This window comes from Halococcus thailandensis JCM 13552 (genome assembly GCF_000336715.1).
GTDB classification, from domain to species: domain Archaea; phylum Halobacteriota; class Halobacteria; order Halobacteriales; family Halococcaceae; genus Halococcus; species Halococcus thailandensis.
Map to the genome: position 1 here is coordinate 1 of NZ_AOMF01000089.1, position 16,534 is coordinate 16,534.

At 56.9% G+C, this 16,534-nt stretch carries 15 protein-coding genes and 1 pseudogene; 9 read left to right on the forward strand and 7 right to left on the reverse strand.

The annotated features are described in order from the left end of the window. The 4 genes and pseudogenes from C451_RS24300 to C451_RS03575 all read right to left on the reverse strand — a co-directional run. Positions 1-896: pseudogene (locus C451_RS24300) on the reverse strand (potassium-transporting ATPase subunit KdpA); the annotation flags it as partial. Positions 897-899: 3 nt separating this feature from the next. Then, positions 900-989, reverse strand: coding sequence for a potassium-transporting ATPase subunit F (locus C451_RS24305; RefSeq protein WP_080503472.1), 90 nt, complete (start codon positions 987-989; stop codon positions 900-902). Positions 990-1,367: 378 nt separating this feature from the next. Further along, a complete protein-coding gene (locus tag C451_RS23575) occupies positions 1,368-1,895 on the reverse strand; it encodes a universal stress protein (protein WP_241431169.1) in 528 nt (175 codons plus the stop codon). 981 nt (positions 1,896-2,876) lie between these two features. After that, on the reverse strand, positions 2,877-3,098 hold the full coding sequence (locus C451_RS03575) for a hypothetical protein (RefSeq protein WP_007737801.1): 222 nt from the start codon (positions 3,096-3,098) through the stop codon (positions 2,877-2,879). A 434-nt stretch (positions 3,099-3,532) separates the two neighbouring features. On the opposite strand from C451_RS03575, the gene C451_RS03580 reads away from it, so the two are divergent. After that, positions 3,533-4,060, forward strand: coding sequence for a hypothetical protein (locus C451_RS03580; protein ID WP_241431170.1), 528 nt, complete (start codon positions 3,533-3,535; stop codon positions 4,058-4,060). Between the two features lie 54 nt (positions 4,061-4,114). On the opposite strand, the gene C451_RS03585 is transcribed toward C451_RS03580, so the two are convergent. Continuing rightward, on the reverse strand, positions 4,115-4,783 hold the full coding sequence (locus C451_RS03585; protein WP_007737806.1) for a potassium channel family protein: 669 nt from the start codon (positions 4,781-4,783) through the stop codon (positions 4,115-4,117). 356 nt (positions 4,784-5,139) lie between these two features. On the opposite strand from C451_RS03585, the gene C451_RS20765 reads away from it, so the two are divergent. The 4 genes from C451_RS20765 to C451_RS03605 all read left to right on the forward strand — a co-directional run bounded on the left by C451_RS20765 (position 5,140) and on the right by C451_RS03605 (position 9,453). Continuing rightward, a complete protein-coding gene (locus tag C451_RS20765; RefSeq protein ID WP_449271503.1) occupies positions 5,140-6,123 on the forward strand; it encodes a universal stress protein in 984 nt (327 codons plus the stop codon). A 510-nt stretch (positions 6,124-6,633) separates the two neighbouring features. Further along, the gene (locus C451_RS21740) at positions 6,634-7,038 is read left to right on the forward strand and encodes a hypothetical protein (protein ID WP_152420391.1); all 405 of its coding nucleotides are present in this window, start codon (positions 6,634-6,636) and stop codon (positions 7,036-7,038) included. Further along, a complete protein-coding gene (locus tag C451_RS03600; protein WP_007737812.1) occupies positions 7,026-7,736 on the forward strand; it encodes a potassium channel family protein in 711 nt (236 codons plus the stop codon). Before C451_RS21740 ends, C451_RS03600 begins: the two co-directional genes overlap by 13 nt. 1 nt (position 7,737) lies before the next feature. Continuing rightward, positions 7,738-9,453: a TrkH family potassium uptake protein gene (locus tag C451_RS03605; RefSeq protein ID WP_049912838.1), complete on the forward strand. Its 1,716-nt coding sequence runs from the start codon at positions 7,738-7,740 to the stop codon at positions 9,451-9,453. A gap of 278 nt (positions 9,454-9,731) precedes the next feature. On the opposite strand, the gene C451_RS03610 is transcribed toward C451_RS03605, so the two are convergent. After that, positions 9,732-10,370, reverse strand: coding sequence for a TetR/AcrR family transcriptional regulator (locus C451_RS03610; protein WP_007737815.1), 639 nt, complete (start codon positions 10,368-10,370; stop codon positions 9,732-9,734). A gap of 96 nt (positions 10,371-10,466) precedes the next feature. On the opposite strand from C451_RS03610, the gene C451_RS03615 reads away from it, so the two are divergent. From C451_RS03615 to C451_RS03630, 4 genes are all read left to right on the forward strand, one after another. After that, the gene (locus C451_RS03615) at positions 10,467-11,483 is read left to right on the forward strand and encodes an ABC transporter ATP-binding protein (protein ID WP_007737817.1); all 1,017 of its coding nucleotides are present in this window, start codon (positions 10,467-10,469) and stop codon (positions 11,481-11,483) included. Beyond that, positions 11,476-12,261 carry an ABC transporter permease subunit gene (locus C451_RS03620; protein ID WP_007737819.1) on the forward strand — a complete coding sequence of 262 codons (786 nt, stop codon included), beginning with the start codon at positions 11,476-11,478 and terminating at the stop codon, positions 12,259-12,261. The genes C451_RS03615 and C451_RS03620 overlap by 8 nt, the downstream gene beginning before the upstream one ends. Then, on the forward strand, positions 12,258-13,061 hold the full coding sequence (locus C451_RS03625) for an ABC transporter permease subunit (RefSeq protein ID WP_007737821.1): 804 nt from the start codon (positions 12,258-12,260) through the stop codon (positions 13,059-13,061). The genes C451_RS03620 and C451_RS03625 overlap by 4 nt, the downstream gene beginning before the upstream one ends. 328 nt (positions 13,062-13,389) lie before the next feature. Then, positions 13,390-15,843 (forward strand): amino acid permease, encoded by a 2,454-nt coding sequence (locus C451_RS03630; RefSeq protein ID WP_007737823.1) that lies wholly within the window; start codon positions 13,390-13,392, stop codon positions 15,841-15,843. Between the two features lie 84 nt (positions 15,844-15,927). Here the strand turns inward: C451_RS03630 and C451_RS03635 are convergent, their stop codons facing one another. After that, a complete protein-coding gene (locus C451_RS03635) occupies positions 15,928-16,329 on the reverse strand; it encodes a TrkA C-terminal domain-containing protein (protein ID WP_007737825.1) in 402 nt (133 codons plus the stop codon). Positions 16,330-16,534 lie beyond the last annotated feature (205 nt).

Genomic DNA, 16,534 nt, shown 5'->3' on the forward strand with positions numbered 1-16,534 from the left:
CGTGGCGGCGTTCGCGCCGTTGATGCCGCCGCCGTTCGTCCCGAACATCTTGATCGCCTCGATGCCGGCGTGGGGACCGATCCGCATGTTCTGAATCCCCATAGTGAACGTCTCAGCGGTCAGTTTCCCACTCGTGATTGTCTGAACGGAGCCTTCTGCTATTAGGATCAGTGCGATAAGGAACGCGATCGGGAGCAAGAATCGTACCAGCCCCCGCACGACGTTCTCGTAGAAGTTGCCGAGGTTAGAGTTCTCTCGGTTGGTGAACCCCCGTACGAATGCTGGCATCACGCCAAGGCCCGTTGCGGGAGTAAGGAACATTGCAACCCCGATCCCGAAGGTGTGCGCGAACACCGAGAGGTTCTCACCGATGTAGTGTTGCTGGTTCGTGTTCGAGGTGAACGAGCTCGCCGTGTGGAAGGCAAGATCCCAGCTCTCTCCATCCACACCCTGTCTCTTATACANAACACCGAGAGGTTCTCACCGATGTAGTGTTGCTGGTTCGTGTTCGAGGTGAACGAGCTCGCCGTGTGGAAGGCAAGATCCCAGCTCTCTCCATCCACACCGGCGTAGTTCATCGGCAGCACGTCCTGGAAGGACAGAACGAGCCACAACAAGGCCCAAATGAACCCATTAAAGATCAAGACAGCAACGGCGAACTGTTTCCAGTTCATCCGACGAGTAGGATCGATACCGCTCACCCGATAGATGGCGTTTTCGATAGACGAGAACACCCCATCCAGCCGCTCGAACCACTGAAAATGGCGCGGCAGGCTAAAATCGCTGTTCGCTTGGTCGCGATAGACCCATGCGAGGTACTCGCCGACTACATAGATGAGTGGGATGAGTATGGCGAAAAACACCACATACTCGACGAGAGGGCTTGGGTTTGCCATCGGTCAGAACCTCGTCGGATTCAGCATCACGTACGAGAGGTACGCGAGCACGGCGAGCGTGAGGACACCTAATGCAGCAATTCCAATCAACATGGTCCAGCCCCCAGTGATACCAGCAAGGATGAGCGATCCTGCGGGTGGATGCGCACGCCATTTTGTCCGACCACCCTGTTACTGTATTCATCAGTTCGGGATGAGCGATTCATACACAGCTCCTGCTGTGTGGATACTATCAACGGACGTCTCCCATCCAGCCCACCCGGATAATTTGTCGATGACTGCGGCTGATGTTCCCATCTCTCTTCGTCGCAGGCAATCTGTGGTTCACACATAGCCATCACAACTACCATAATCATTCGCCCCCATAAGCATGTCGAACCGGCGATTTTCGAGTATTTAGCCAGTACAGTGGTTTTACGCTCGGATATATGAATTAATGATATATTTCCAACATAGGATTTGATCGGTGGACTACTCGGTCGATTGCTCGTCAGTGACCGCCCCGCTTTGCTCGATGGCTTGTTTCCATCGGTAGTAGACCGACGATGGAGTACCACCCCCTTGTCTTGCGACTAATACCGTCCCTGAGGCTCGCTGTCCGACAGCGTCCGGTGTCGAACCGAACAGAAACCGCCTGAGCGCGTTCTTAGTCGGTGCCCCGAGGATAGTCACGTCGTATGCATCCGATCGCCTGATTATCTCGGCTGACGCATCTTTCGCCTCAACGATCTCTGTTGTAACCCCTTCCAGATCGGCCAAAACCGGCGAAATGAAATCCAGGACTCGCCGTGCTTCTGTACGATCTTCGCCGCCAGCGTCCGGGTCGAGCACGTGGATCACGTCAATATCAGCAGTAGATTTCAGTGCAAGCGCGCGAGCAGCTACCGCTGCGAGACCGGTGTGTGGACCGCTCCCCGCTGCGAGCAGTATGTGTCCCTGCCCGTCCACCCTTGCTCTCGGATTCTCGACAAACACGTCACAATCGACGTCGGCAAGCATAGTTTCGACGGCACCCTGATCGAACCTCCATCGGAAGCGCGACCTCGTGCTTTGGGTCATCAGGACGCTGTCACAGTGGTATCGTGCAGCGGTGTGGCGGATCGCTGCGGCCATTCGATGATCGGCACAGAGTAGCCCGTGTGCTGTCGCATCGATGCGGGACCGTTCGACAGTTTCGAGCATCGATTCGACGTGGTCTTGTGCTCTGCTGTATGTCTGCTGTGCTTCTGTTTCGAGCCGTTCCCGACCGTCGTTATCGATCCATCGTTTGATTCGTGCGAGCGAGCGTTGTCCCGATACTGTCGTTATTCCCACGAGGAGAACCGACCCATGATGTTCGTGAGCGAGTGCTTCGGCACTGGCTAAAACCGGCTCGATGGATTCTGGATCATCTTCTGTAATCACCTGTTCGGGCACCGGAACGAGGATTCGGTACCGATTCGTGAATTGATTTTGCGTGGAAAGCTGAAGGTACGGTTCGGTCTCTTCGGTTAAGTCGCCGTCAAAGATGTCGATAGAATATTCGACGGAGTCATTCATCGGACCATTCCCACCTTCACGCTGGCTACCAACCTCTCGATTTGCTGTGCTTTGTACAGACTTCTATAGCGACACATCATGGTCTTTGTTTCACACTGGTACGGCCTTTGATCTTCCCGATAGGCTCTCGCTGTCTGCGACCGTTTCCATCACTATACATGATATGGTACAGATATAATCCATTTCGACAGTCTTCACAGTTATCAGTACAAGGAAGCGCTTTCTTGATCGCCAATCGATCATCGTTCCCGTTTCGACGGATCCGATCCTGCCCCTCATACAGCTCACGTCGATACTGACTGTCGTGCCGCAAACGGAGTAACGAACGGCTGTACTCGAAGGCCGCGCGAAGTTCGCCTTCATCCAATTCCTCAAACTGTCCTGCGAGCGCACGTGGAAGCGATTCGGGTACAGCCGGGACGGCCTCCTCTTCCACTCCCCTCATGCACACCACTCCAGACATCCGTCGCCGGGGATCCATCGCAAGCCGTAGTTTCTCTCGAACAGCGAGCGTGGAAGGTACACTTGCCCAACCGCGTGCTGGCCGGTAATGCCGGTGCTGTCGATCACAGCCACCACGACGTGCCCCTGGCGCTGGTGATCGTAGCGGTCAGTTTCACTGTCCAGTTCGACGGGAACTGCCGACGTGCATGTCGATATCATTGGTGGACGGTTTCGACCGGTAGATGGCTTCGATGTTCCATTCGATGCTGAAACGGATGGTCCTCACCGGTCGATTACTGGCTCGGTAAGCGGTTGCAGTATAAACATGTGTTGATCACAGGTGAGATAAAAATGTACACAACACACATCTAGTGGACATAAGAGTCATAGAGGCGGGCGGCGTAGAGCTAGACATGAAACTCATCAAACCGACGGACTTCGACATTCTTCAGGAGGTGAGCGATGGTGAGCGTCACATCGCGCCGAATTTGGCTGAAGTGCTTGACCGAGACCGTCAGTACATTAACAACAGACTAGCTGAACTGACTGGAAAAGGTCTCCTAGAAAAAGTGGGCCCCTCGAAACGTTCGAACCAATACACGATCACCGATAAGGGGTTGATCGCTTTTCAGCTCCGCTCAGAATACGACCACGTGACGGCCAGCGAGTTCGGCGAGCGAGTCATGGAGCGATTGCTGGAGGCACGACAAACGGAAGGAGAGGACCACAGCCCGATCACGCTTGATGATCTCTATATTCTCCAAGTGCTCGCCAAACACAACGGCGAAGCCGATTCGTCCACGGTCACCGACGAGCTCGATTTGCGCGAACCGTACGTTCTTCAACGGCTCCACATCTTAGCGGACCTCGACTTGCTAGTGACGATACCAGCCGAACGCGGCGGCGGCTGGCGACTGAACTTCAAATCGCTCGATCTGCTCTCTGGGGAGATAGCAATCGACGACCTTCGCTCGGCACAGCTAGATGGAGACTTGCTTGATGCGGAGGAACTCCCTGACGAGCCGCTGACGAGCGAGCGACTGGTCGACGTGCTCTTGGACTCCGAGGAGCTCCTCGAAGAACTCGTGGAATCGGAACAGTTTCGTACAGCACTTTTGCAATCGGAACGGTTTCGAACGGCGCTTCAGGAGCAAACCAGGAAAGAAACGGGGGTCCAGTGAGCGAACGTCCCTGATTTACGGCGAAGAATCGATGCTGTGACAGCCCAATACGGATTACTCGCCGGTGAACGGTGTTACGACCTGTGAGGTCGCTCCTTCTCGCGAGAACACCGTGACGAGATCTCCTCGCTTGATTACCGTGTCACCTTCAGGGATGAGCAACTCGCCGTCGCGATCGATCGCAACCACGATCGTCTCGTCGGGGATCAACCCTCCTTCGTTGGCCTCCTGAAGCGTTTTGTCCCCAACGGGGGCATTCACTGTGATCGGAATCTCGAAGATTTCAGCACCTTCCCCGAGTCTCATGAAATCCCGTATCGAGGGACGCTGGATCGAGTGGACGAGGTACTGCGCTGTGAGACGCTGTGGATTCTGGATGACATTGACCCCGAGTTCACGAAAGAGACTGAGATGACCGGGGTCCCGAACCGCGCTCACGAGCGAAGACGCGCCGAGTTCGCGTCCGAGCATCATTACTGTGAGATTGACTGAATCGTCGTCGGTGGTGCTGATCAACGCATCTGCTTCCGGGACGCTTGCCTCGGTGAGCACCTCCCGAGAGGTCGCATCGCCGTTGGTCATGAGACAATCGTACTTCTCGCTGACCGCCTCGGCCGTCTCAGGGGCTTTCTCGATGACGATTACGTCGTGCTCCTGTTCGCGTGTTGTCAACTCGATCGCGTGACTCCCAATACGGCCGGCACCAACAACGACAATATTCATACGAGGTCCTCGAAATCCAAGGACAAATGCCCTCTGCTATGATGAGGTGGCTTGCTCGTAGCGAGTCGTCTCGATGTGCGATTCGGAAACGAACGGCTGAACCCGGGACAGACACAGATAAATGATGAACGCTCTTTCATCGCTGTCTGCTCCGAGATTATGACATGTAGACACTTCGTGTGGCATAGGTTTGTGGCACCTGTGAGGCACACATTTATCTGCGGAGGAGTTGTAGAGGCTGAACAACTATGTCCAGCAAACAAAACGGAGCGAGCACGGAAAGCGACGCGACCAACGCGACTGAGAGTTCGGACCGAATACTTGTCCCAATCCTCGATTCCGACATCGAGCGTCGTATGGAGGGCGATGTCGAGCGGGTGCTTCAGACGGCGCGGGCTATTGCTCGTAATCGTGACGCTGAGATCCTGATACGGAATGTTCTTCTCATACCATATCAGACACCACTGTCCTTCGTCGAAAACAATGCGATAGCCGAGCAAGCGCGTCAAGAAGTCGACCGATTCATCGCATATACTGAACAGTTGGGAAAGCATATTCCCGTTAGTGGGGGGATCTGCATCACCCACGACGAAGTCAATACGATCCTCGACCTGACCAGCCACCACGACTGTAGCGCTGTCCTGTTGGGCGTACGGGATGAATCCTCACAACGTCGTCGGCTTCTTTCGGGTGATACCGTCGAAAAACTTGCCGCACGAGCCGAGGGTGACGTCTTCGTTCAACGGTTCGGGGGAGGCCCACCACAGGACAGCGTCGGTTCACCACCCGAACAGCCACAGCGAATACTCCTCGCAGCTGCCGAAGGACCTCATTCCGGGCTCGCTTCCGANCCACAGGACAGCGTCGGTTCACCACCCGAACAGCCACAGCGAATACTCCTCGCAGCTGCCGAAGGACCTCATTCCGGGCTCGCTTCCGAGATCGCCGAGGCACTTGCTGCGGAAGCCGACGCACAAGTGCATGTGATTCATGGGGTGGCGGAAGATGCGACGGACGGCGAGCGCGTCGACGCCGAAAACGTCGTCGAGGCCGCAGAACACACACTCAGCATGGTAAATGAGACCGAAACCTCCATTGTCGAGACGAATACCATCGCTGAAGAGATCATCGAACGCTCGGACGAGTACGATGTGACAGTCATCGGCGCACCGACACAGGGTCTGTTGAAGCAGTTCGTATACGGATCGGATCCAGAACGGGTGAGGAGCGGTGCGGACGAGACAGTCTTGATGGCGAAAGAAAACACGCCCGCCCGTACATCTCGCTACTATCGCTGGCTGAAAGACGATGGCGTACAAGCGAACCTTGGCATCGAATAATCGACGGAGAGCACTGTGAAGAATCCTCTACAATCGGACGGGGTCCTGACCCACGGTATCAATTTCTATCGCTTACATCAGATCTGTATTTCACAACGTTTGGGTCCACATTCGTTTTCACCATCTGTATCGAGACCGGCTTGTTGATTGTCCTTCACGTACTCAATGGTATCCAGTACTCGGAACTAGATATCGATATTGGCTGCGTTCGTTGGTTTCGGCTCGGAGCAGTTGTCGTTCGAATAACCGCCCAAACAATCATACAGAGCTACTGAGCCCTAACCATTCCCCCTGCAGGAATCTCCACATGTCTTCCACAGGTATTGTATAAACCTCCCTTTGGCATTTGGTGATGACATAAGGCTCATGTAGATAGCTATCTAACGATGCCTATGCGCCTTGCCAGTCATCATGATTTCGGGGCTCGAATTGTAGCTCAAAAGTATCCCGTCTATGGACTAACAAGCTCACACAAGCTAGAGGGAGTGTAGCTAGCCGATTTCTTGTATTATGAACACCGAACCAAATCCCGCATCCGACGGTATTTCCGGGAAACAACATATGCAAAACAACAACCCGGCCCCACCGAATGTCCTACCATCATCGATAGCGGCTGAACTCAGCCAGCTCGATGATGAATCACTCCGTACTGTCCTCGACTATGGACAAGCCCTCCTGAATTCTCGCATTGATCCAGCTTCGAGAATTGAAGCCGGTCCGAATGAAGAGATCATCTCCATCGAAGACCATGGAACCCATACAACCGTGGTCAAGCGTCAGGATTGCGCTGATGGGTGCGACGAGTGCCCGCATGGACCGTATCTCTACCACGTGCGATCGGAAAGATACATTACTGGTGAGGAAGATCTCCACTGGGTCTATATCGGAACGGTGGTGGATGAATGTACATCGTAATCGTCGGCGCGGGCGACATCGGCATACCACTGATCGAGATCGCCACCACTGGCGGCAACGAGGTAGTCGTCATCGAGCGTGACGAGTCGAGGGCCGAGGCGGCCGCTGCTGCATACGACTGTCTCGTACTCAATGATAATGCTACCATCAAGGATACGCTCGAAGATGCTGGAGCCGATCGTGCGGATGCGTTGGTCTCAACGACTGACCGCGACGCAACCAATATCATGGTCTGCTTGCTCGCCCAGGAGCTCGACGTTCCTAACGTCGTCTCGGTCGTTCATGATCCCGAACACCTGAGCGTCTTCCAACAGATCGGCGTCAACGGGATGGAGAACCCACAGCGACTCATCGCCGAGTATCTCTATCGCGCCGTGAAACGGCCATCGATCGTCGATTTCATGCGTGTCGGTGAACGCGCGGAGATTTTCGAAATCACCGTTGGCGAGGAGGCCGCAATTGCCGATCAAACGGTCGCCGAGGCCGACACAGAGGGGTTGCTGCCTACGGAAACTCTCATCGTCGCCATTGATCGCAACGGTGAGGAACCGATCACCCCTCGTGGTAACACGCGTATCGAGGCAGGCGATTTGCTTGTGATATACTCGGCCGAAGGCGCGGTTCCCGGCGTCACAGACGTTTTCGGGCACTTCGAAGACCACACCGGAGCCCTCCGAACCAACCACCAACGACGCTGAAATGCGTCAAGGACATACTATCGCCGGGCTCCCGGCTGATCTCGCTACTATTGTTCGTGACGTTGGTTCATTGCTCCTGATGGAGTCGGCGCTCATGGGCGGCTCCGCGCTAGTCGGGCTCGCGTTCAGGGAGTACGGCGTCGCGCTCGCGTTTTTCCTCGCCGCCATCCTTACTCTCGCGGTCGGCGGGACCGCCAGACGCGTCTTCGCCGCCGCGCCCACTCCACGGATGAAACACGGGATGATCATCGCCGCCGCCGGCTGGCTGCTCACCGCTGTCTTCGGCGCGCTGCCCTTCTTCCTCTCGGCACACCTGCTTTCGCCGGCCTCCGCGGCCGCCTACGTCCCCGAAGGGGCGAGCTACGCTATGTCGAGTCTCCAGTATTTCGAGAACCCGCTGCACGCGGTCTTCGAGTCGATGTCGGGCTGGACCGGCAGCGGACTGACGATGGCCGTTCACGAGCCGTCGCTGCCGCGCACGCTGCTGTGGTGGCGCTCGCTCATGCAGTGGGTCGGTGGCGTCGGCGTGATCGTGCTCACGGTGTCGATCCTCTCGCGGCCCGGCAGCGGGAGCTATACGCTCTATCGCAGCGAGGCCCGCAAGGAGCGCATCCATCCGAGCATCGTCTCCACAGTGCGAACGGTCTGGAAGATCTTCCTCGGCTACACGGTTCTGGCCGTCCTCGTCCTCTTCGGTGCGCTGCTCGTGAGCGAGCCGCTGCCGCCAGCCGAAGCCGCGTGGCAGGCGCTCAACCACGCGATGACCGGCCTCGCTACGGGTGGGTTCTCGGTGACGGACAACTCGATCGCGACCTACGACTCGCCGCTGGTCGAGACCGTCCTCCTCCCCATTATGACCCTCGGCGCGATCGCCTTTCCGATCCACTACGCCGTCCTCAAAAACCGGGATCTCCGTGAGCTGTTCGACGACCTCCAGACGCGCTGGCTGTTCATCCTGCTTGGAGCGGGAATCGCGGTCTTGACTCTCCAGAACCTNCTCCAGACGCGCTGGCTGTTCATCCTGCTTGGAGCGGGAATCGCGGTCTTGACTCTCCAGAACCTCCAGACGTTCGCCCCGGCGCTCTCTTTGCGCGATTCGGCCTTCCAGTTCGTCAGCGCGCTCTCCTGCACGGGCTTTCAGTCCTCGCCAGTCGGTCGGTGGAGTGCAGGTGGGAAACTCATCACGTCAGGAGCGATGGTACTCGGTGGAGCGGCCGGCTCGACGGTCGGCGGGATCAAGATCATCCGCGGCTATACTATCGTACGCGGCATCCGCTGGCAGTTCTCCCGGGTGTTCCTACCTGGGAGTGCCGTTGTAAGCACCCACATCGGTGATCGCCAACTTGACAGGGAAGGGATGGAACGCGAGTTCAGCGAGGCCGCTATTGTGAGTTTGCTCTGGGTACTTGTTCTGATTGGAGGTAGCGTGATCCTCTCGAATCTGGTTGGACCGGGATTCAGCTATGCGNGGGTACTTGTTCTGATTGGAGGTAGCGTGATCCTCTCGAATCTGGTTGGACCGGGATTCAGCTATGCGGATGCCCTGTTCGAGGTCGCGAGTGCGCAGGGTAACGTCGGTCTCTCAACAGGGATCACTGGCCCATCGATGCACCCGATCGCAGAGGGTATGCTCGTGATCAATATGTGGATCGGACGACTCGAAATCATTCCCGTCCTCGTGTTCGCTCGATCGCTGATCTACGGAGTCAATCCGTAGTTCATTGCTATCGAAGTATATGAGACTGGCTGGATCGATCTCGATGAACGTAGTTTAGTAAAATATTCTGACGGGATATAATTACGCAGGTAGCCGTGCATGACGAATCCACCTAGCCGACCTCTGGGAATCATTAGTTTTTCTGGCCCTGCGACCTAGACGTCGGCCCACTGGCAGACGTTCGTGTGGGACCGTGGTGGCTTCTCGGTGGTCTCGTCTTCTGGCTGGCGGCTTGGAACTACCAGTCTAGTGGCCAGTCAGCCGTAACCTGACTGGTTTCATCTTTCGACTGTCAGTCCTCGTGCGAGGGTTGTGATCAACGTGTCCTGCATGTGGTGGTAATAGCCTTCCTCGATGCCCTCGAACTGCCCCTCGTATTGCTCGTATTCGTCCTTATGGAGCACCAATAGGCCAATCGATGAGCCCATGATGCCCAGGACAGTGAGGGGGTCCATCTCGGAAAGTGGACCATCGCTTCGGCTCTGGATGTCTTCGATAAGAGGAATGAATTCCGCCATTTCGGTTCGAACGAAGTCGTCGAGCTGCTCCGAAGACGTGCGTCCAATCACATCTTGGTAGTTGCCCCGAATGACCGTTTGCTGGATGAACTTATTCCCGTCGCCGAACTCAGCGTAGGACCAAAATAATCGCTTCAGTGCCTCTTGGGGGTCAGTGACGTCTTCGAGCTCTGACCTGGCGGTCTCCATGTACTCCTGTAATTCGCGTTCGAGAATCACGATGTAGAGATCAGATTTTGCGTCGAAGAACTGGTAAAACGTCGGTTTCGCGATCCCGACTGGATCCGTGATGTCCGCGACCGTCGTTTTCTTCGGTCCATACGTGAGTAGTAATTCGCGTCCCGTCTCGATCAGCTCTTCTCGAATCCGGTCTCGTTCGTCGTCGCTGAAACCACGCATGCCACTTCCTTGATCTATGAATACATAACCAATTCGGTCATCATATATAACTATATGACCGAAACTGATATTTGGTTATAGATCTGAGTGTCAGCTATGGTAGCGATCGAAGTGAACGGTCTCACGAAAGACTACGGAAACGTTCGTGCAATCGAGTCACTATCGTTTGCCGTCGAAGACGGCGAAGTCTTCGGCTTTCTCGGACCGAACGGAGCGGGGAAATCCACCACCATCCGGACGCTGATGGGATTTCAGTTACCGACTGACGGCGGTGCAACCGTGCTCGGCCACGATATTACCGATCGGAGCGCGATGATTGAGGCCAAGCGACAAGTCGGGTATATTCCCGCGGAGATGGGCTTTGACGAGGGCGTTACTGGGGAACGATTTCTCCGGTATCAGGCCTCGCTCAAGGGCGATACGCGCAGCGAGGAGTTGCTCGAACTGTTCGATCCGCCGATGGACCGTGAGATCGGCGAGTATTCGACGGGCAACAAGCGTAAGCTCGCGGTCGTGCTCGCGTTCATGCACGATCCAGATCTCGTCATCATGGATGAACCCACCTCGGGGCTCGATCCACTGATGCAGGAACGGTTCTACGAATTCATCCGCGACGAACAAGCAAAGGGCACGACGTTCTTCTTTTCGTCACACATCTTGAGCGAAGTCCAGAAGATCTGCGACCGAGTGGGCGTCATCCGCAACGGCCACCTCGTCGATCTCGAAGACGTCGAGACGCTGCTCGAACGCGGTGGCAAGCGCGTCTCGGTCCACGTCGCCGAACCTGCCGAGCCCAGTGCGTTCGCCATCGAGGGCGCACACGACGTAAGCGTCACCGGCGACGAGCAGTCCGCCCAGCCGACCGCGGCCGACGGCAGCGGAAACACCCAATCGGCGGACGGTGGGGAGGACACGTCGAGCGGCCGTGATGGGACGAGCGTGAGCTTCACCTACACCGGCGATTACAACGCACTGCTCGAACACCTCATCGGGTACGATGTCCTTGATCTCGATATCGAGGATGCCCCGCTCGAAGACGTGTTCATGCGTTTCTATGGCGAGGTTGACCCCGACCGCGAGCCGAGCACCGTCGGGAGGCAGGCGGATGTTTGAAGTCGCACGCTACGAGAGCGAACGCAAACTGGTGCTCGGGGCCACTATTGCAACCGCGGCGAGTTTCTACGGCGCAATGTTCGTCGCGCTCTCGCCTGCCTATTCCGATTTCGACATCGAAGCAATCTTCGCGAACTTCCCCCAGCAGTTCACCGAGGGATTCGGTCTTGCGTCGTTCAACACCCTCTCGGGACTGCTTGCGGTCGAACTCTATCAGTTTGGGTGGATACTCGTACTCGGTCTCTATCTTGCCTACACCGCAGCTGGACTGGTCGCCGGTGACATCGAGACGGGCCGGATGGATACCCTCCTTTCCGCGCCGATTTCTCGAATGAAACTCGTTGGTGAGGAATTCCTCTCGATGCTGGTACCCATCCTCGCAGTCAACGCCATCACGCCCATCGTGCTCTACATCGGTTCGGTACTCATCGACAAACCGCTTGACGTTACGAACCTCGTCATGCTTCACACGCTGGCGGTGCCGTATCTGCTGTGCTGTGCGGCGGTCGGATTCGTTCTCTCGGTGTTTCTCGCAAACGAAAGTCTCGCCCAGAACGCTTCGGTCGGCGTGCTCGTGGTGGCGTTTCTCGTCGAGACGGTGTTCATCAGCACGGATCTGGAGTTCCTCGGTGTTCTCACGCCGATGAATTACTTCGACCCGACCGAAATCCTCGTCAACGCCAACTATGACCTCGCGGGTGCAGGAATCCTGCTCGTGACCGCCATGGTGTTGGTTCTCGCCGGTCAGTGGCGATTTGGGAGGATGGATATTCAATGACCCTCGATGTCCTGCGTTACGAAGGGGAGCACCGACTCAAGAGCGCGCTCGGCATCAGCGTCGCGTTTACGCTGCTAGCGATGTTGTTCGTCGCGACCGCTCCGCTCGTCACGACCAACGTCGCCGCCAGCGCCCAGTTCAAGCAGATCATGACGGAGTTGCCCCAACCGTTCATTGAGGCGTTCGGCCTTCAGAGTATGACGAGCCTCGAAGGATTGCTCGCCGGAGAGTTCTACACCCTGATGTGGGCGGTGTTTTTCGGGATTTACCTCGCGTACAGCGCGGCGGGATCGGTTCGGGGCGATATCGACGAAGACCGGATGGACGTCCTGCTTGCGAATCCGATCTCGCGGACGACCATCCTCGTTGAGACGTTCCTCTCGCTGCTGGTACCAGTCCTCGTCGCCAGCGTCATCACGCCGGCGGCGATTTACGTCGGTACGCTGTTCATCGAGCCGTCGATAGCGGTCGAGGAACTCATCATGGTCCACGTACTCTCGATCCCGTACTTACTGTGTTGTGGGGCCATCGGGCTGGTGTTGTCGGTGCTTCTCAACGACAAGGACACCGCCCAGAACGCGGCGATCGGCGTACTCTTCGCGCTGTACCTGCTCCAATCGTTCATCCCTGTGACGGACTACGGATGGCTGGCGAATATCGCTCCGATGAGCTACTTCGACGCGAACGCGATTTTGCTCGAAGGGACATACGACTTTACGAGTGCGGGCATCCTGCTTGCTGCCACACTCGTATTGATGGCTGTGAGCCAGTTCCGTTTCACGAGGATGGATATTCAGTAAACTGGCCACTGCTAGATTGAATCCTTCTGTTCGAGTGCTTCGATTTGACTCGGTTCTCCAGCGCTTGGTGGCTTTGGTGATTGTTGTGTCAGAGGTCGGATGGGTTGGTTCGTCATGCACACCTATGGAATTCACACTGACGGCGTTGATTTCGAGCATAATCGTGCATGAGCAATCTACCTGCCTGATTTCAGGGTGAACAGGGACTTAAGCAGGATTCTCATAGAGTCAGTACCCTGTTCTCCGAACAATCGATACTGCCAAGTTTGAATACAGACTGATAACGAGTGTACAAAGGCTTTTGCTGCTCTTGGGCGTAGTGGCTCCAATGGCCGGCGGTGCCCCGGACCACTCTGAAGTGACGGGTGTTGAGACCGAGCTCGACCGTGACATCGGCTTCGTCGGCGCGGTCGCGCTCGGCGTCGGCACCATGATTGCCGCTGGTATCTTCGTGCTCTCGGGGCTTGCGGTGAGCAACGTCGGCGTGCTCGCTATCGGCTCCTTTTTGATCGCGGCCTTCGTCGCCTCGTTCACGGCGTTCGCCTACGCCGAGTTCGCCTCGCTGTACCCCGAAAGCGGTGGTGGATACGCCTACGTTGCCAACACTTTCGACCGCGACTGGACGTACATCGTAGGGTGGTCGATGATTCTCGGCTATCCCGCGAGCGCGGCGTTCTATCTGGCGAGTTTCGGCGACTGGTTCTATCGGTTCATCTACCCACTCCTCTCGATTCCCGCGGCAGCGCCGTACTGGCTGTCGGCGGTTGGCGTGCTCGCGCTGCTCATTGGTATCAATCTCAAGGGTACCGAGGAGACAGGATTGTTCCAGATCATCGTCACCGCACTCAAGATCATGCTTATTGGCCTCTTTCTCTTCGGTGGCCTTCAGGCGTTCAACACTGATGTAATCGGAAATTCGATTTCTCAGAACACACAGGGATTCGCCGACTTCCGTGACATCGCCGTGACAAGTTCGTTGGTGTTCATCACCTTCTTCGGATTCGAGGCGATCGCCACGAACGCCGAGGAGATCGAAGAGCCGGGCACCACCATCCCACGGGCGATTTTCTTCAGCATGGGGTTCGTAACAGTGGTCTACGCGCTCGTGGTGTTGGTGATCGTGTTCGCGGTGAACAATCAAGAGTTCTTGAATTTCCTTGCGGAGGCAGCCAACCTCGGCGGCGTCGACGCCCAACAGTTCATTCGCAACAATGGCGAGGTCTCGATGGCCTACGCCGCCCAGTACTACCTCGGCCCGGTCGGGTTTTACATCATTATTGTCGGAGCGTTGCTCTCGATGGTGTCGGCGGCGAACGCGACGATCCTTGCCGGCTCACGGGTCAAGCTGGCGATGAGTCGTCGGGACCATCTCCCCGACCGCTTCGAGAAGCTTCATCCCTCGTTCAACACGCCATATCAGTCGGTGTTTCTCACGGGTGGACTAATCGTTCTGTACATCTTCGTGTTCACCGTGCTGTTCGGTGGTGGTCCCAAAGGCGAGGCGATCCTCCGTCTGCCGTTCGCACTGCCGGTGCTTGGTTCGAAGCTTCATCTCGGTATCGAGGCCATCACCCACTTCGCGGACTTCATGTTGCTCACAGGGCTTATCGTGGTCAACATCGCCATTGTGCGGTCGCGCCGGAAGTTCCCCGATCTCGACCGTGGCTTCGAGGTGCCGGCGGTGCCGTGGGTCCCGGTGGTCGCGGTACTCGCAACACTCGTTCTCCTCGTCAACGTCGAGCCATCGAGCATCTTGCTCGGCTTGCTCGCCGAAGTCATCGGCGTCGCCTTCTGGTTCGCGTGGAAAGGGGGTGCGCCAACGACCGAGGAGATCGAACGCGAGACACCCACGGCAGTCGCCGAGCACAACCCTTCGGGCCATGACCGCGACTATCGCATCGTCGTTCCCATCGCTAACCCCGACCACGTCGAGCAGTTGATGCGGACGGCAATCGACCTTGCACGGGACAGAAACGGCGAGGTGTTAGTTCTCTCGGTCGTCTCACTGCCCGAACAGACGCCACTCTCGCGGGGACGCCAGTACGTTGATGAGCGACGCGAAGTCCTCAATCGTGCGATGGCACTCGCAGACGGGAGCGGCAACCTCGAACCCGCGACAGAACCAACCGGCGAGGCAGCGGACGTTCCGGTCAGCGGAACGGTCCGGATCGCCCATCACGTCGACGACGCCATCCTCCACACTATCGAGCAGTACGACACCGATGCCGTGCTGATGGGGTGGGGCGGCTGGCGGGCGCGTCGGCGCGAGGTTGTCCTCGGCAGCATCGTGGACACGGTCGTAACCGAGGCTGACTGCGACGTGTTGGTTGAACGCATCGACCCCGACGTCGCGCGAACGATCGAGTCGATTCTGCTGCCGACCGCTGGCGGACCTCATGCCGAACTCGCCGGCGAGATCGCCACCGCCATCGCTCGTGCGCCCGGCGCACACGTCGAGTTGCTTCGGGTAGTTGCGTCCGATGCGACGGAGGGCGAACGCGACGATGCCAAGGCGGTGCTCAAAGACACGCTTGCTGGTTTCGGCGATATCGACGCCGAAGGGACAGTCGTCGAAAACGACGACGTGGTGGACGCAATCACCGAACGCTCGGCCGCCCACGACCTCACAGTCATCGGCGCGACCCGCGAGGGCCTGCTCCAACGAGTGGTCTTCGGAGCGATCCCCGAACAAGTCGGCGAGAAAGCCGATAGCACGGTCATCCTTGCCAAACGAGATCTCGAACTCACCTCACGTCTCCGACGGCTGTTTGGACGGGAGTGAGCAAACCAGCGGTCCAGAAACATCACGAGAAATGTTTCGTCCGAGACCGAGGAGGACCCGACCCCTATTGGAACAGTCCGTGCGTCAGCTCGTTATTGGGTCGTCGGTGAACAACGAGAGAAGCTTATCGGAGACACTGGTTCGTGCGAAAACCATCACGAGATCGTCCGCTTGGATGGCCGTGTTGCCTTTCGGCGTGATGATCGACTTACCATGCTCGATTGCTATGACGAGTACGTCATCACCGATCAATTTCTTACTGTTTGCCTCACAGAGTGTTTTCCCAGCGATGGCCGCGTCTTCGGTAATCGTGGGGTCAACGACTTCAGCCTCGCCCGCAAGGTTCATGAAGTCAATCATCGAGGGTTCCGTCGTGTCTTCCTCAGGACCATAGGGCTGGTACGAACGCTCCTGCTCGTGCCTCCCGTGATTGCGCTCTACTACGGCGAGAATACTGCTCTCACGTTTCAGAGTCTCATCGCGCACGTTGGCCTATTCTTCACTGTAATAGCCCGCATCACCGAGGAAACACCCCAATGACACGTTACAGGTGTGCTGAGTGCGATTGGATAGGCGAAAAACTATTCGACGCATTTGGCTACGCTGAGTGGACCATCCAGTAAATCCGTACCCAGATAGAACTGCAACGTTATCTCCTCTCAGCCCCTCTATATGGGTGTTCTCTGTGGAG